This is a genomic window from Novipirellula aureliae, from assembly GCF_007860185.1.
Taxonomy (GTDB): Bacteria; Planctomycetota; Planctomycetia; order Pirellulales; family Pirellulaceae; genus Novipirellula_A; species Novipirellula_A aureliae.
The window spans coordinates 222,831-238,324 of the sequence record NZ_SJPY01000006.1; the positions used below are offsets into that span (position 1 = coordinate 222,831).

A 15,494-nucleotide genomic window follows, 5' to 3' on the forward strand; every position below is an offset into this window, starting at 1 on the left:
GAAGAGCCTATTTTTGACGTCCCTACAGGGTGTAGTATTCTTCCCAACCCGGTCTAGGAGCATGTCCCTTTAGAAGTTGATTGGCCTGTTCGTTGTTGGTGATCTCCCTCTTCTCAGCATCGAATTTGAGGGTACCACCAAGTCGCTGTGCGATGCAGCCGAGCATGAAGACTTGTGTGAGAGGCCCAGACACGGCGAACTTCGAGTTGCATTCTTCCTTGCCCATTGCTGCGAGCATGAAGTTCATCGTGTGGTTCTGGTGGGTATCGCTGGAGGGGATTTCCGGCAGGTTTTCTTTGACATCGTCACCCGACAGAACGCTCAATTTCGCGCTGTGGGTGCCGCCCAGGAAAATCGCATCGTCGCTGTAAATCACCTTGCCACACTTCGGTAGGTCTTGCTTTTCTCCCAGTTCATCTGGCCGCGGTGGTCGGTTGTCGATACCGTCATACCAGTTGATCGACATCGCCGGCATGCCTGGACCACGTTCGGCAAATTCGAATGCGATGGTTGTCGCCATCGGATAGATAAAGTCGTTTTTGCCTTCGAGTTTGTCGGCGCGAACCTCGTAGGGAAGTCCCAAATCCAGGTATCGATGAATGGAATCGAGCGTGTGAGGTCCCCAGTCACCGAAAGCACCATTTCCGTAGTCGTACCAACCTCGCCAATTGCCTCCGTCTAGACGTTTGCTGTAATTATGCATGGGGGCTGTCCCCGTCCAGACCTCCCAGTTCAAGCCCGCAGGCATCGGTTCCGCTTCGGGGAATCCCGTTACGTTGCCCCATGGGTGCCAACGGCGAGACAGGTTCATGCAGGCGTCGACTCGACGGACATTTTTGATGATCCCCTGATCGACCCAGGTCTTAAACTGCATTCGCTGCGAAGAGGAGTGCCCCTGATTTCCCATCTGGCAGATGCCGTTGTGCTTCTTCTCTGCAGCGATCAGCAATTCGCACTCTTCGAAGGTGTGTGCGAGCGGTTTTTCGACATAAATGGCAACCCCTTCGGAGATCGCCCGCATCGCGATGGGGAAATGGGTGTGATCGGGCGTTCCCGCCGTGCAGGCGTCGATCTCTTCGCCCATTTCATCGAACATCTTCCGGAAATCGGTATAAACCTTGGCGTCAGGATGTTGTTTTTTGAACCGTTCGGTTTGAGCAGGGTTGACATCGCAGAGGGCTACGACATTTGCCAATCCCGTTTTCACGGCTTCGTTGCCGATACTAGCCCCGCGGCCGCCACAGCCGATGATCGCGAAATTCAATTTGTCATTAGACTCCTGCCCTTTCGCTGTATGAGTGTGGAACGTGCCGATAGCTGCGGAGGTTGCCGCGGCAGTCTTTAGGAATGAACGACGACTTGCTTTTGGTATTGCGTTTCTCATGACTCGATTTTCAGATTTTTGGTTTACAAGGTTTCGGAAAAATTGTATTCAGATGCTGGCACCTGCTTCGCGACGCGTCCCAGATGCCTGAACCGACCATTCTTTATGGCACTCGCACGCGAAAATCCAACGTCCGTGGCGGTGGTGTAACATCCATTCGATCACTGCACGATTGGGACGAGGAAATTCAGCGGTCTATTCTCATGTTGACTCCTCACTAAGTTCTCATGTTGACTCCTCACTAAGCAGGGTATTTTCATTCCATTGCATTTTCGTTTTGATTATTCGGTAGCAGGTTCCCACAGAGGAATCCCCGTATCATTCAGCTGTTTGTCGTAGCGGATCGCCAAAGGTTGATCTTGGGGGGCCACGGTAGGCAAACCTTCGTTGACCAACAGTGGCTGTACCGACGCCCACCATTGGTCGTAGGATTTCCGCAGACGTTCGATCACTTCGGGGTGTGAAGCAGAAACCTCATTCCGTTCCCCTGGGTCAGCGGTGATGTCATACAGTTCTCGGTTATTTACAAAACGCCATTGTTCCGTACGTACCGCACTATTCTTGAACTTGGATCCATCCATTCGCCCCGCCGCCCAGCGGCCGGAATGAATGAACAACTCGCGGTCAGGCCACTCCGACTTGGGGTCTTCGAGAAGAGGCATTAGGGACCGTCCATCCAACTCCTGCATCTTTTCGGGAAGCTGTGCGCCGGCAAGTTCCGTAAAGGTTTTGTAGAGGTCGAGGTGAGCGACGAGCGCATCGATGTCAACGCCTTCACCCAAGACGTCCTTCCAGTACCAAAACGCGGGGACATGCGTTCCCCCTTCGTGCGGCGAATTCTTCACGCCGTTTAGGCCAGCGTTAAAAGGTGTGATACGTTTTCCATTTTGTCTAATGGTAAACCCATTCGCCATTCCATTGTCAGTCATAAAGATGAGCAGCGTATTGTCCAGTTCGTTCCAGGATTCGAGTTTCGCTACGAACATGCCAAAGTTGTCGTCAATATTCTCGATCATGCCGTAACGACCAGCTGTCTTGTCATCGTAGCCCTCATCCAAAAATCGTTTCTTGTATTTCTCGGGTGCGATATAGGGTGAATGCGGAGCATTGAGGGCAACGTACGCAAAGTAGGGTTGGTTCGATTGACGCTGTTGATTAATCCATGCCAATGCCGCACGAAAAAACAAATCCGTGCAAAATCCTTTGGTCTTCACGATCGTGTCGTTGTGAAGCAACACACTATCAAAGTAGGTATTCTTGCTGTTTGCTGGAAAATCACCATACTTTTCCTGCCCGATTCCACCGGCACCATGCATCAACACTTCATCAAACCCGCGGTTTTGGGGCAGATAGTCCTCTCCGTCCCCCAGATGCCATTTGCCAAAGAGCCCTGTTGTGTACCCGGCACTTTGCAAGGCTTGCGCAATCGTAAAGGTTTCCAAGGACATGCGTTCCCGCTGAAAGATGGTGTGTGACACCCCATTTTTGAACGGTGCCCGTCCACTCATTAGTCCCGAACGGGTCGGCGCACAGGTCGGGCTCACTTGGAAGTCCGTGAACCGCGTTGCCTTTTGGTAGAAGCTGTCGATATGAGGCGTCTTCAGGATCGGGTTCCCCATACAGGAAAGGTCCCCCATTCCTTGATCGTCGGTGAGGACGAGAATGATATTGGGGCGACTGCCTGCCAAATCGGATGCATCCACGCTGATCGGTAATAGGGCCACAACCCCCCAGACAAACGCGTTTAAGATTCTTGATCTCATGCCTTAGCTCTTGTTCCAGTTTCTCGTAGTCTAATGGTTCTCGTAGTCTAATGGTTTTGATGCCACAATCATTCCTGCAGCATTACGTCAATCGTTATTTTCTGGCTCGCGTCCAGGCCAACCGCATGATAACGATTCATTTGTCGAATTCATTCATTTGTCGAAGATGCCTTCGACGCTGCTTGCTGAACGAACTCCTTTAGTTCCGACGCGGGCAGTGCGAAACTTCGCACACGGCTGTACCGAGCGATGTTCAGGCCGACGAATTCCCCGGTTAGGTCAAACAACGGGCCGCCGCAATCGCTGGGCTTGAGGTCGGCATCGTGCGGAAACACTTCGCGAAACCCAACGCGTCGACTGCTCTTGTCCATCCTGTCGGCGACATGGCTTGCCCTTGAAGAATTCGACTCCAGCTTGACCCGCTTCGTCAGTTCCTCATCGTCACGGCGCAGCGTCGTCATGACGACAGCATCGGGTCCCACTTGCGAAAGAAACCTTCGCATATCGTTTTGCGTTCGTATGATCGTATCATCCATCTTCGTAACCACGTCGCCGACCAATAGTCCAGCCCGCTTGGCGGCCCCGTCGTCGTTCACTTCATCGAGGTGGGCGCCCTGGTTATCTTCATAGGTCGAGGGAACGACGCCAAGAACAGCGCGTCGGCTCTCCTTTTGTGAACGAAATGTGGAACTGCCGACAACGCTGACCAACCCCGCGCCATCATCGTCGGGAGTCAACAAGAAGGTCCCTACGAAAGTCTCCGATATAACGGCATCTAAATCAATGCCGACGGATTGGACATCGGGGGCTTCCAGCAGTACCAAGTCGTTTTCGGTGTCCCGCTCAACGATGTTCAGCGGGAACGAATCACCGTCGACTTCGGCTGTCGGGTTCTGCCCGACGACAGAATCCTTGCTGACCACCCAGCGTGTTCCTCGAATACGGGTCCCGGTGATCGTCCGCGACTCATCCTCTCCAAATTCACTTGTGATGGTGATGCATGCATCGTCCAACTTGGACTCCAGATCAGCCAGTTGACCGGCCAACCCATTCAATTCCCGGAAGCCTTGCGGTGCAGGGACAGCGGGGCGGTCGTTTTCGGGGAGAGCCACCTTGGGAGCGACCTCACTCGCTTCGCCGAAGTCGATCTCCAAATCGAGACTCTCGTTCGACCGTTTCACTTGCACCTTGATTGATTCAACGCCATCGTCCCACGCCTCCTCCAGGGCCTCGCGAAGATCCGACATCGATTGCAGCCGACGACCGTAAACCCGAAGGATAATATCGTTACGATTCAAGCCGGCCTTGGATGCCAAACTGCCATCGGAAACGCTGAGAATGGCCAAACCATTGCCCTCGCCATTCCCCCTTCTCTGACGGACGGCAGCATAGCGAACCCCCTGTTCTAGCGCGTCGGATCCAGACCTGATAAAGGATTTTTCGCGATTGAGTTCACTCCAAAATTCGCGATAGACGTCGACAGGCACTTCATAGTTCTGATCCATCGAGCGACCGATGCGTGAACGGATTCCAATCACGCAACCGTTCAAGTCGAACACGGGACCACCGGAATCGCCGGGCTCCATGAGGACGGATGTTTGCAGCATTCCGCGGCTGCGACTGATGCTAATGAAACGCCCAAAGCGGACCACCGGTTCACTGCCGGCCCTCTGCCCGCCGGGATAGCTCAGACCCACACACGGTTGGTTCGGCACGAGTGAAGACGAGTCACCCATCGGGGCGTAGGGCAAGTCATCGCCGGGATCAAGAATCTTTACCAATGCGCAGTCCGCTTTTGAGTTGGTCCCCTTGCCGACTCCACGAAACCGTCTTCCGTCGGGGAGGGTGATCTGATACCTCTTTCCAGGTGTAATCGCATGGGCGGCCGAGAGCACGTGCCCATCCGCACTCACAATCACACCACTGAATGCGGAACCACCCGATATACGGACCACTGCGGGACGAACTTGGTCAATCGTTTTCAGAATGTCACTCTGCAACGACTCAAAGTCGAAGTCGTCGCAGCGAGCCGTGGTCTGGCTCGTGACAATAATCGACAGGCCCAGAAATAAGACCCAGACGTTTCGGAATATTTGCATCGTAGAAACCTTTGTAGGAAGTTGGCGGACGTGGGCGGCATCCAAGTGGCAGCCTCGTCACCCCGAAAGTAGGACGCATTCTCAATGCATCTCGAACGCTTTACAACACAACTCAATACCCTTTATCTTCCCTCATTTGTCCACCGACTACCGATGAAGCTGAGAAATATAACCCGACAACCTTGCCTTCTAGATGTTCCCTAGGAACATCCACGCCGTCTTCGTCCACTAAACCATCCGGAAAGACAGAATCCCAGACCGATGCCGTTCGTTCAGAGGATTGGATCTCATCGCCAGCAAGACTCGGTTCATCAACCCTCTTACGACATGAGCTGGCTGTACACATAAGTACGACGCAGCTGATTGGCATCAGAATATTTCTGGTGACTGCATTACTTCTATTGGGAAGGTTCAAAATGAGGATTCCTGCTTTTTCAAATTGCGGCCAAACTGATCGGCGAGGTCTCCAGTGTGACAGCGAATCTTGACCGATATCCTTCGAGGCGTTGACAGTCAACGTCTCGCATCGCGGAAATTCTAAACGGTTAGGAGGGTGGGAGGGGGGCAATGCACTGATATTGGCACACTATAATAGCATACGGCTAAAAATTCCACCCCCGCTATCATTCGTTTAGACGATACCATTCAGAAATCGATAGTTTACCATACTTAGGTCTGGGCCAACGAAAACACCCACTCGCGTGAAAGAATCGGAGCAGCAATTCATTTACCAACCAACCGCAACTATGAAAAATGCACTGTTCCTGCTCTTGGTCATTCTTGGTCAGGCAATAACCGCCGTTTCACTTTTCGCCGCTGACGCTCGGCCGAACGTTGTCCGATTCATGCCGATGATATTGCATTTGACAACAACTTCGGTGCTTATGGGCCTCGAGAATCTTGGACGCCAAGATTGGACCAGTTGGCCCGGGAAGGAATCACTTTTGAACATGCCTATTCAACCCCTAAGAGCACACCAAGCCGCGTGGAGCTGATGACCGGTCGGAGCGGAATTCGCAACTACATGGGATTCGGCAAAATGGCGTGAACGGAAGTGAATTTTGCTCAGATGCTTCGGCAGGCCGGCTACGCAACACATTGCGCTGGCAAATGGCAACTTGATGCAAAAGGCGGCACGCCGCCGGAGGCATCCGGTTTCGACTCATGGTTTCTCTGGAACACCGAATTGGCGCGTGGCAGCCGGTATTGGAAGCCCGAGTTCAATGTGAATGGTAAGCACGTTGTTTTTGGAGAAGATGAATAAGGACCTGACCTTTGCGTGCAGTCGATCCTTGAATTTGTGAAGAATAACAAGGAAGGTCCATTTTTTGCTCACTACCCGATGCTTCTGGCCTCAATGTTGTGGCGAAAAAGGAACACCAGGCGATTGGATCTATCAATACGATTGGCTGAAATCCTGGAGTTGGATTCCCGATGAGCTTGGCGCAAAAGAGCTCATCTGGGTTCAAAATCAGAACGACAAACTGCATGGCAACGGCCTGTTCTACGACGTCCAAGTAGACCGCGAGGAACAAAGTCCGATTCCTGAGTCGGAACTGACCAGCGAACCAAAAGTCGTGTACCGCATGTTCGCGGAGGCCATCGCTACCATGCCAGCGACGAATCCTACGTACCAAGAGAAGACGAAGCAGAAGCAAGCCACTACAAAGACACTTCTCGACGAAGGCCGCTCACGGATCGAGCAGGCTGGCGTATTCTGGATGCCCCTTGACTGGCCTACCGTGAGTCGGCATTCTTGCCTACGTGGTGTAGGTGTTTGATGGTAGCCCCAAGAAAATGTAATGGTAACAGCAGACTCGACGCCTTTAACCGAGGCACAGCGGGATATCATGGAAGTTGTTTGGGACGGTGAAGAAGTCACTGTCACCGAGGTGCGTGATGAACTTGCCAAGCATCGTGAAATGGCTCGCAATACGGTCCAAGCGATGATGGTTCGTTTGGAAGAACGCGGTTGGCTGAACCATCATGAGGAGGAACGCACGTTCTGGTATTCCGCAAACCGCCCGCGTGCCGCTTCGCTCGGAGCCAAAGTCGCTCAAAGGGTCGATCGTTTGTTTGCCGGATCGCCCGAAGAAATGGTGACGGCGCTGATGGAGTATCGCGGCTTAACACCGGAGGAGGCGGAGCGAATTCGCGAGATGATTGATACTGCGGATTCAATAACGTCGCGGAGAAGTAAAGGAGCCAAATCATAAATATCGTTACTGCTCTTTGGATACCTTACCAAGCGTCGCTATGGACGCTGAATATTATAAATCCATGCAACACTGTTAGCGTCAGCGTCACTGGGGATCGCGATGGTGTTTCGTCACATTGCAACCATCCCCCGTCCACAACCGAGTCAGCGTCGCATGGAGTGGGCTTAAGGAAAACGGAGTGAGTTTCACAGCGGGTGTTTTTCCTGCTTCCGTCCGGCCTGTCCGGGCGGAGCAACAAGTGGCAGCTACCACGAACGCAAAATCCCACGCTCGCCCCACCCCCACGAATCGCCCCGGGAGATTCTTGGGGGTGGGGCGAATTCCTTTCGGGCGTGCGGTTTGTAGCCACTGCTTGTTTCCTCCGCCGAGAGAAGCTCGACGGAAGGAGGTTACACGTCCCAAAATCCCATTATAAATGTATTAGGTGTTTTCAGATATTTCTAATGCTGTACGAAGTCTTCGACATCGACCAGCACGATGTCTTCACGCGCATCAGGAGAACGCACATCCATACTCACATTTTTGAATTTGATGTTTCTAGCGTGACGCACATAGGCGCCCCAAGCGGGAAGCGTGCCGAAAAAGAACGCTTCCGGATAACGAGCTTCATGCTCGGGCACGACGCGGTTCGCCTGGTCCTCCGTTCCTCCTCCCGGGTAGGAGATCTGAATATTCTCAAGCGTCACCCCTTCAACGAAATGGCCTGGAACTCCTGAGATCATGATCCCACAGCGTTCTGGCTTATCGCTCACGATGGTAGCTCGAATATCACTTATGTGGATATCACGAACCACACCGACTGGCGCCCCTTCCGATTTCACATCCGTCGCATAGACTTGCTCGGTGGGTGCAGTGTATTGGCGACCCCGGCTTCCGAGCCGAATGAATAGAGGACCTTCCACATTATTCATCAAGATATTTGAAATACGGATGCCTTCGAGAACGCCACCATCAACAATCATTAACTTAATGGCCCCCATACGTGTGTCCGAAAAATCGCAGTCGGTAATGGAGATATTTCTAAATCCACCGGCCGAAGACGTACCGCACTTGAATGCGGAAGTGTGACTTGTGATACGACAATTTCGCACCACCATATTTTCGAAAATTCTGCCGGTGGTGCTTTTTGGGCAGATGCCGTCGTCTCCCGAATGGATCTTGCAATCTTCGAACAAAACGTTCTTACACCCATCAAGATCGAATCCGTCATTGTTTGTGTTCACCCGGGAATCGAGGGTTACGTTTTTGAAGATCAGGTTGTCGCAATTCACCATATGAGTACACCACGAGGCCGCATCCCGGAGCGTAATTCCTGTGAAGGTCACATTGCTGCAATCGACGAAACGGATCAGCATCGGACGATCGGCGAGTTTGCCATCAATGTTGACCGGAAAGCTCTCTCGAGTTCCACGACCGTTGATGACACCTTCACCGGTGATCTTCAGATTATTTGCGTCCTTTGCATAAATCAGGCACTCGTCGAAGGCCGGAGCTTCGACCGCTCCCACGATGTCTCTCGCGTAATCAGCAATCGACGCGCTCCCTAGCAATTCGGCTCCCGCCATCAGCCGTAATTCGAAATCGCTTTTCAGCTTTAGGGTTCCAACGATGTATTGTCCGCTGTCAATCTGTAAGACTCCTCCCGCCGGAGTCGCATCGATTGCCGCTTGAAACTCTTTGGTGTTCAGGGTTCGGCCGTCCGCCTGCGCTCCAAAGTTCGAGGCATTTACGATTCGAGTGGATATTTCTTCCGCGGAAGCGGAGCACAACAAATTTGGAACCACGATACTTGCGGACAATAAAACGGCGGAAAACCGTACAGTAAGATCAGTCATGGTGCTGCAGGGTAAAAAGGGGAAGGGTTTAAGTAGGATTCGGTACTTTCGATTTGAACGATGGTGGATTAAACCATCCGTCGAGTTCTCGAGAAATTCATCAGCCGAACAGGCATGCACTCATTCACCCCCTATTGAGACTTTCATTGGCCCCGAGCGTATACCTTGGACCTTTTGTGATAAACTGTACATCCAGATCCAGCGTCGGATTCGCCGGTCCCACGCAGGCCTTGGTCCCTTTATTGATGGTACGGTTACCTCTACCACTGCAAGTAAGACGAGACCAAAGGGCCATTTCAATAAACTCATTATGCTGCGACCTTTCTTATTTGTTGGTGTAAGATTTATGTTGACTCGTCGCATCCGTCTAGACGACACCTAAGCCATTCATTTTGACCGTCACTTCGTGCTTTTGGGTCTCACTTTTGGGTCTCAATAACCCGAGGGGAAATTGTGTCGTTTTTTTGTCCCGTGACTGTGACGGGCAGGTCATTACCCTTGGCCTGACGATAGGTGGCTTTCCCGGAGTGGTGGTTTTCGCTGCGATGCTTACGGTGGGACTCAATCCAATTGGAGTTATTGGGGTAATTGGCTCTTCCACGCATCCCACATCGCCAGTAGGGCTTTCACCTTTTCAGGATTCTTGTCGGCTAAATCGTTGCTTTCAAAACGGTCTTGCGTAATGTTATAGAGTTCCACGCGGTCGCGATTCCTATTGGCCAGTAATTTCCAGTCGCCATCGCGAACGGCGGCACTGACCCAACCGTTTGGCTTGCGGTCGTTCGCAAAACGCCATTCCCAGAACAAGGGCTTGGTGCGTTTAAGAGGTGTGTTGCTAAAGATCGAGGCAATACTCTCACCGTCGGGCTGATAATCTTTCGGCAATTCCTGGCCTGCCAATTCGCAGAAGGTCGGCAGCAGATCGACGGTCGACATCACACTTTGGCTATCGGTCTTGCCAGCGGTGACCTTACCGGGCCAGCGTACGATAAAGGGCACGTTCACGCCGCCTTGAAAGATGTCGACCTTGCGCCCCTTTAGACCGGCCGTCGAACCAGCCGTCTTGGATGGGCCGTAGCCCGCGGGCCCATTATCGCTACTGAAGATCACCAGGGTGTTCTCATCCAAGCCCATCTCCTTGATGGCATCCATCAGACGGCCGATGTGATCGTCCGAATCCGTTAAGACAGCGTAGTAGGTTTCCTTATCCGGATCCATGCCTTTGTAGGGGTCACGCTGTTGCTCATTTGGCCAAAGGGGTGTATGGGGATCCTTGAGCCAGAGATTGACAAACATGGGGGCACTGTCTTTATGCCGTTTCAAGAAATCAATGGTGGCATCAACGGCAATTCGGCTGGAACTCTCACACCAAAGTTTGTCACTGTCCATATAGCGGGTGGTAGGCCAGAGCTGGTCGCCATTCCAGGTCGGACCATTGCCGTTCCAAACCCGAGCCTCATCATAGCCGTAGGCTGTAGGCTCGGGGGCCGAGAGATCGCCGTTGGGCAGTCCGCCACCGCCGAGATGCCACTTCCCGAAGTGGCCTGTTTTGTAGCCAGCTTTCTGCATCATACGCGGTAAATAAACGTCCAGGTTTTCGTCCAACCAGTTGGGCATGCCTCTTCTGGCATTCACACTATTGCCGGCAAAATGCCCGTGCACCCGATGGCGAGCTGGAAAATGTCCGGTGATCACCGATGTCCGGCTGGGTGAGCAGACACCACTGGTAACATGAAACTGTGTATAGAGTGTGCCCTCGGCGGCGAGCTTATTGATGTTTGGCGTCGCCACCTCGGTATTGCCATAGCAACCCAAATCGCCGTAGCCCCAGTCGTCGCCAAAAACGAAGATAATATTGGGTTGCGCTGCGGAAGCCGTCTGATGATAGACAGAGTGACAGCTAAAGAATGAACATAACAACAATACAAAGGTCAGATGACGCATGATTTCGCTTCGTTAAATTTCTAGTGAATTCAAATGATTGAGTGGTTACTTTCCTCGGATCGCTTCTTTGAGAGCGCGAAGCTGCTTGGTGGCTGCTGGAGAAATGGTTCCATCCTGATAAATACTTACATTCATTGAAACCACAATATCCTTTTCGTCGCATGTCTTGACGTACTCGATCAGTTCCTCGTCTGTAAACTTTAGCGGTCCAATATCGGTGTTCGGCTTGTCGTGAACCCATGTGTCATCGATAATGATCCAGACATGTGGCTGATAGTTCTCATCCAGGGTTTCGAAAGGGTAAACCGGGATGTCAACAACCTCGCCAGACCAATACTCTTGGAAATCGGTAGGCTTGCGTTGGATCCATCCATTCCAAGTAATGATACGCTCCGGGTTTCCAGCTTTGGCAGCCTTGAACAGAGTTTCAAAGTGGTGGGAGACATTGTAGGGAACCATGTCGAACCAGTAACCGGCAATTTTATCGCCATAGCGCAGACCAATTTCCGTGAAGATATCGGCAAAGATTTTATAGTTTTCAGTCTTGTCATCGTTGTTCCAACCCGGGACCGCCGCAAAGGGTCTCGTCCTGCAACCGGTGTAGTACATGATGAACTTGATACCGCGTTCATTTAGCGCATCTGCCAAGTCGCCAATGAGGTCACGTTCGGTCGTGTTTCCTGGCAGCACCTTCTCAATCGCTTGGATGGGCGCGGGGAAAAAGTGAGGGTCGTGACTGGAGGTGAAGATGACGTAGCCGGCTCCGGCGTCCTCTACCATCTCGGCGAACGCGTTAACATCGAAATCCTTTACCGCGTCGGGGTAGGACTTTGCGGGCCCGCTCTTTGGCTGGGTTTTTGCCGTCCAATGGAACGTTAAACCATACTTGGCATCAACAAACCAGTCGGTGCTGGCACGCATTTCATCCGCCCTCTTCTTGGCGTCCGCAATAATTTTCTCTGCAGCAGGAGGAGTCAGTTCCAACGTATACAAACACATCACCTCGCCCGACTCCGGCTTCTTGGTGGCACGAAGCTCAATGGTGCTAAGTCCCTTGGGTAAGTGCAGCGTCCCTTCGAGCTCAACTTCGACAAAACTGGAAATGACTGCATTCCTCGCTGGATAGTGCCAGCTTTTTGTCTGGACCACGGTACCGGTGATCTTGCTATCGCCCGCAACAATCTCGTACTGCGAACCATCCTTACCGATGCAAGAGTAATGAATGGCCACCTTGTAATCAGCTTCTTCTAGAACGTTTACCTCCCATGCGAAGGAATCATCGAGGCTGTTCCAATTCTGAACCCAGTAATAGGGTTTTTCTCCCTGAGTTTGCCCATTGTTTGAAAACTTGAGATTTCCGTGCAGTTCAGCTTCACGCGCCCAGAGGACGGTAACATCCATCGGTTTGACCTCAAAAGGGCCCCGTTGAACTTCCGTATTTCTCCGCTGAGCTTCCGCGTTCCCAACGACAAACGATGCCGACAATAGCAACACGATACACACGACAAGTCTACTTTGTTTGTTTTTCATGAGTCCTACTTTGAGCTTGTTCATTTCTATTTCGAAAACACAGGTCCACGAAAAAAACCCTTCGTCACGTGGTCAATCATTCGAGACCGTTTGGAAACGGCTTAGCCCGGATGATTCACCGGAATTAAAGCATCCGTCCTAACTTGTTTCGTAACCATCCGTTCGGACAAACCTGCTGAAAACACACCGTACGACAGCCTAGAAAGGACATCGTACTTTTTCGATGAATCAACCGGGCTAGGGCACGATCCAGCGGCCACCACTGTGATAAACCCGGTCAAGGCTTTACAGGTATGGGAGGGCATTTTGGGAACACAACTTTGCCGCGTCGGGTCTGAATCGTTAACGGCTGATCGGCTGGCGTCTCTTGGATAAGCTTGATTAAATCAACAACGTTTTTTACCCTTTGGCCATTGCATCCATTAATCAAATCACCTTCCCGCAAACCTTCATCACCGAGGAGTCCCTCCCATCCGGGTGTATAGAGCACCATCACGCCACCGATTTCAGAAGAGATTCCCCAGGCGGAATACTCAGCCCCTTCGATGTTGCGAATTTTTCCTCCGTGCCAATCGTAAACAATCGAAGCAGGATCACTCGAAACATTTCGCAGTGCCGGGATCATTGGGGTCCGGGCGATACCTCGTAGCTTCGCATCACGGACCCCAAAATGATCCATCGGGAAATTCCGGAAGCCAATCGCCAGTGCAGGTGAACCTTCCGCAACCTGGAAATTACCGGCAGCAGGATCGATAAATTGCGCATCACCCACCACGGAGTGCCCATCAATCCCATGCTGTTGGAAAGCGTCGCGATCGGCCTCATTGGAGGTGAATAAATTATAGTCCAACTCGCGGCCCCATTTCCCTTCTGGCATCCTCGCCGGGCGATAAGGAGTCATCACGATATTGCGAATGAAGCAGTCACCGCTGTTCGGATACCAAACGTGCGGATGCAGGGCATTGTTGATGATGACATTATTCCAACCGTAGCGACGGAAGCCTTGACGGAATTTCAAACCACCATTCAACATCAGATTGTTGTAGATGTGATAATTACTGGATCCATCATCAAGATCAATGTCCCAGCCGTGGTCACAACGCCAGCGGTTGTTGCGAATAATCGTAGGTTCCATATTATCGAGCAGGGCTATTTCTGCGAGATCACTTTCGGCAGATCCCCCACCCCGACTCATCAGCCGATCGCGGCCCCAGGAATTGAAGCTACCGTGGTCGCCCGTTTCTAGAACGGTATTGAACACATCACAACCTTCGATCAGATGACCGCCCCAGCGGCCGTTGCCAACGTCAATACCCGCACGCGGCACATCATAAATCGAGCAGTCTCGGACGGTGATCCGACGCGCCATGGAAATCTCCACACCGGCCACCTGTTTTTCAACGAGTCCCAGTTCCTTGATCAAGCAGTTTTCAACCGTACATTCCGACGGATACTCCTCCGTCAGCGGGCCTGGCAACAAGTCCATTCTAGCATTGCCACCTGCTCCGCGATTACCGTCTTGCCGCCTGCCGCGGTCTGGTTCACGAACCGCGGCGGTACTTCCGACAAAACAAACGGCGCTGGCCCCGCAGTCTTCAATCCGGCAGGTTTGGACCCTGATACGCCGATTATAGTTGTTCACGAAAACCGCGTTCCCACCTAACTGTTCAAGGATGCAGTGATCCAGCATGCAATCCTCGGCGCCCTCGAAATAGACCGCCCCGCCCCGGTAGATACGCCAATCGCTGCCTAACATCCGCTCTCGAGTGTCCATGAACGTGCGTTTGGCGTGCCGGAAAGTGAACCCACTCAAACGAATAAAACACACGGGCGTTTCCTGGGTCCCCCGTAGTTCAACTAAACTCCTAAGATTAGCGATTTCAACGGTCGCTTGATTCAAGTCCACTCCGGCTGGTGGATAGAAGAAAATTTTGCCTGCCTTACTGTCATGATACCATTCGCCGGGGACATCCAATTCCTCTCGGATGTTTTCCACGAAGCGATACTTCGGATGCATCGCACTCCCACCGGTTTGCCAACCGCCTTCGTATGTCAGTGAACCGTCTGTCTTCTTTCCCATAATGAGGTAATGGTAGCTACCCCAGCGATTCCCATGGATCGCATGCATGATACCTCCAACGGGATCGGCCCAATTGGCGGCACGCTCTGGGCTGAACGCATCCGCCGCGTAGCCATTAAAGACCGCGATCTCTGGATCGTGATTGGGATAGCGAGCCATGTGCTGGAGGCTACCATCAAGAAACAGTTGATCGATCTCAAGGCCCGCTGGCGTCGCAGCCTGAAAAATGCCATCGCGATAAGGCTGCCATTGAAGGTCGAGCTTCGAACCACCACTCAGCACCGCACCGCCTTCATTCTCGGCGCGATACACAACCGGGTATCTTACAGTCCCAGAATCGATAGGGGAAAATTGCCAAGTCTCCGTCAGGTAATAAACCCCATCGGCCACACGAACCAAAACCGATTCTTCACCCGCAAATTCCCTCGCCTTCTCTTGCGCCGCAGTGAGCGAAGCGACTGGCTGCGATTTTGTTCCCGGATTGGTATCGCTACCGATCGGGCTGACATATATTTCCGCTGCCTGCAAAACTCCCAGCGCCGAAAATAGAATCGCTACGAAACGAGTGGCCCATTGATTCATTGCATTGATCCTAACGCATTTCCAAAGTGATCGTGTTATCTTGGTGTAAACGTGCACC

The 15,494-nt window shown here is 52.3% G+C and carries 9 protein-coding genes and 1 pseudogene; 3 read left to right on the top strand and 7 right to left on the bottom strand.

Annotated features, from left to right (window positions below; genetic code table 11):
- Nucleotides 1-22: 22 nt before the first annotated feature.
- The 3 genes from Q31b_RS18605 to Q31b_RS18615 form a co-directional block, all read right to left on the bottom strand.
- Complete coding sequence (locus Q31b_RS18605) at nt 23-1,384, bottom strand: Gfo/Idh/MocA family oxidoreductase (RefSeq protein ID WP_146601157.1); 1,362 nt, start codon at nt 1,382-1,384, stop codon at nt 23-25.
- A gap of 281 nt (nt 1,385-1,665) precedes the next feature.
- A complete protein-coding gene (locus tag Q31b_RS18610) occupies nt 1,666-3,147 on the bottom strand; it encodes an arylsulfatase (protein ID WP_146601158.1) in 1,482 nt (493 codons plus the stop codon).
- 149 nt (nt 3,148-3,296) lie between these two features.
- Nucleotides 3,297-5,246: a trypsin-like peptidase domain-containing protein gene (locus tag Q31b_RS18615; RefSeq protein ID WP_146601159.1), complete on the bottom strand. Its 1,950-nt coding sequence runs from the start codon at nt 5,244-5,246 to the stop codon at nt 3,297-3,299.
- A gap of 856 nt (nt 5,247-6,102) precedes the next feature.
- Between Q31b_RS18615 and Q31b_RS29685 the strand changes: the two are divergent.
- The 3 genes and pseudogenes from Q31b_RS29685 (at nt 6,103) to Q31b_RS18635 (ending at nt 7,462) form a co-directional block, all read left to right on the top strand.
- Nucleotides 6,103-6,510: pseudogene (locus tag Q31b_RS29685) on the top strand (sulfatase-like hydrolase/transferase).
- Nucleotides 6,511-6,574: 64 nt separating this feature from the next.
- A complete protein-coding gene (locus tag Q31b_RS18630; RefSeq protein WP_146601161.1) occupies nt 6,575-7,027 on the top strand; it encodes a hypothetical protein in 453 nt (150 codons plus the stop codon).
- A 21-nt stretch (nt 7,028-7,048) separates the two neighbouring features.
- Entirely contained in the window at nt 7,049-7,462 is a 414-nt protein-coding gene (locus Q31b_RS18635; RefSeq protein WP_146601162.1) for a BlaI/MecI/CopY family transcriptional regulator, read from the top strand.
- Between the two features lie 443 nt (nt 7,463-7,905).
- On the opposite strand, the gene Q31b_RS18640 is transcribed toward Q31b_RS18635, so the two are convergent.
- From Q31b_RS18640 to Q31b_RS18655, 4 genes are all read right to left on the bottom strand, one after another.
- The gene (locus tag Q31b_RS18640; protein ID WP_146601163.1) at nt 7,906-9,300 is read right to left on the bottom strand and encodes a glycoside hydrolase family 28 protein; all 1,395 of its coding nucleotides are present in this window, start codon (nt 9,298-9,300) and stop codon (nt 7,906-7,908) included.
- A 576-nt stretch (nt 9,301-9,876) separates the two neighbouring features.
- Nucleotides 9,877-11,244: a sulfatase family protein gene (locus tag Q31b_RS18645; protein ID WP_146601164.1), complete on the bottom strand. Its 1,368-nt coding sequence runs from the start codon at nt 11,242-11,244 to the stop codon at nt 9,877-9,879.
- Nucleotides 11,245-11,289: 45 nt separating this feature from the next.
- Entirely contained in the window at nt 11,290-12,774 is a 1,485-nt protein-coding gene (locus tag Q31b_RS18650; protein ID WP_197171798.1) for an alpha-L-fucosidase, read from the bottom strand.
- Between the two features lie 277 nt (nt 12,775-13,051).
- On the bottom strand, nt 13,052-15,436 hold the full coding sequence (locus Q31b_RS18655; RefSeq protein WP_197171800.1) for a right-handed parallel beta-helix repeat-containing protein: 2,385 nt from the start codon (nt 15,434-15,436) through the stop codon (nt 13,052-13,054).
- Nucleotides 15,437-15,494 lie beyond the last annotated feature (58 nt).

Coding starts and splice junctions, on each gene's coding strand:
- Q31b_RS18640 (WP_146601163.1), bottom strand. CDS start 9,300: ATGACTGATCTTACTGTACGGTTTTCCGCCGTTTTATTGTCCGCAAGT.
- Q31b_RS18615 (WP_146601159.1), bottom strand. CDS start 5,246: ATGCAAATATTCCGAAACGTCTGGGTCTTATTTCTGGGCCTGTCGATT.
- Q31b_RS18645 (WP_146601164.1), bottom strand. CDS start 11,244: ATGCGTCATCTGACCTTTGTATTGTTGTTATGTTCATTCTTTAGCTGT.
- Q31b_RS18605 (WP_146601157.1), bottom strand. CDS start 1,384: ATGAGAAACGCAATACCAAAAGCAAGTCGTCGTTCATTCCTAAAGACT.
- Q31b_RS18635 (WP_146601162.1), top strand. CDS start 7,049: ATGGTAACAGCAGACTCGACGCCTTTAACCGAGGCACAGCGGGATATC.
- Q31b_RS18610 (WP_146601158.1), bottom strand. CDS start 3,147: ATGAGATCAAGAATCTTAAACGCGTTTGTCTGGGGGGTTGTGGCCCTA.
- Q31b_RS18655 (WP_197171800.1), bottom strand. CDS start 15,436: ATGAATCAATGGGCCACTCGTTTCGTAGCGATTCTATTTTCGGCGCTG.
- Q31b_RS18650 (WP_197171798.1), bottom strand. CDS start 12,774: ATGAAAAACAAACAAAGTAGACTTGTCGTGTGTATCGTGTTGCTATTG.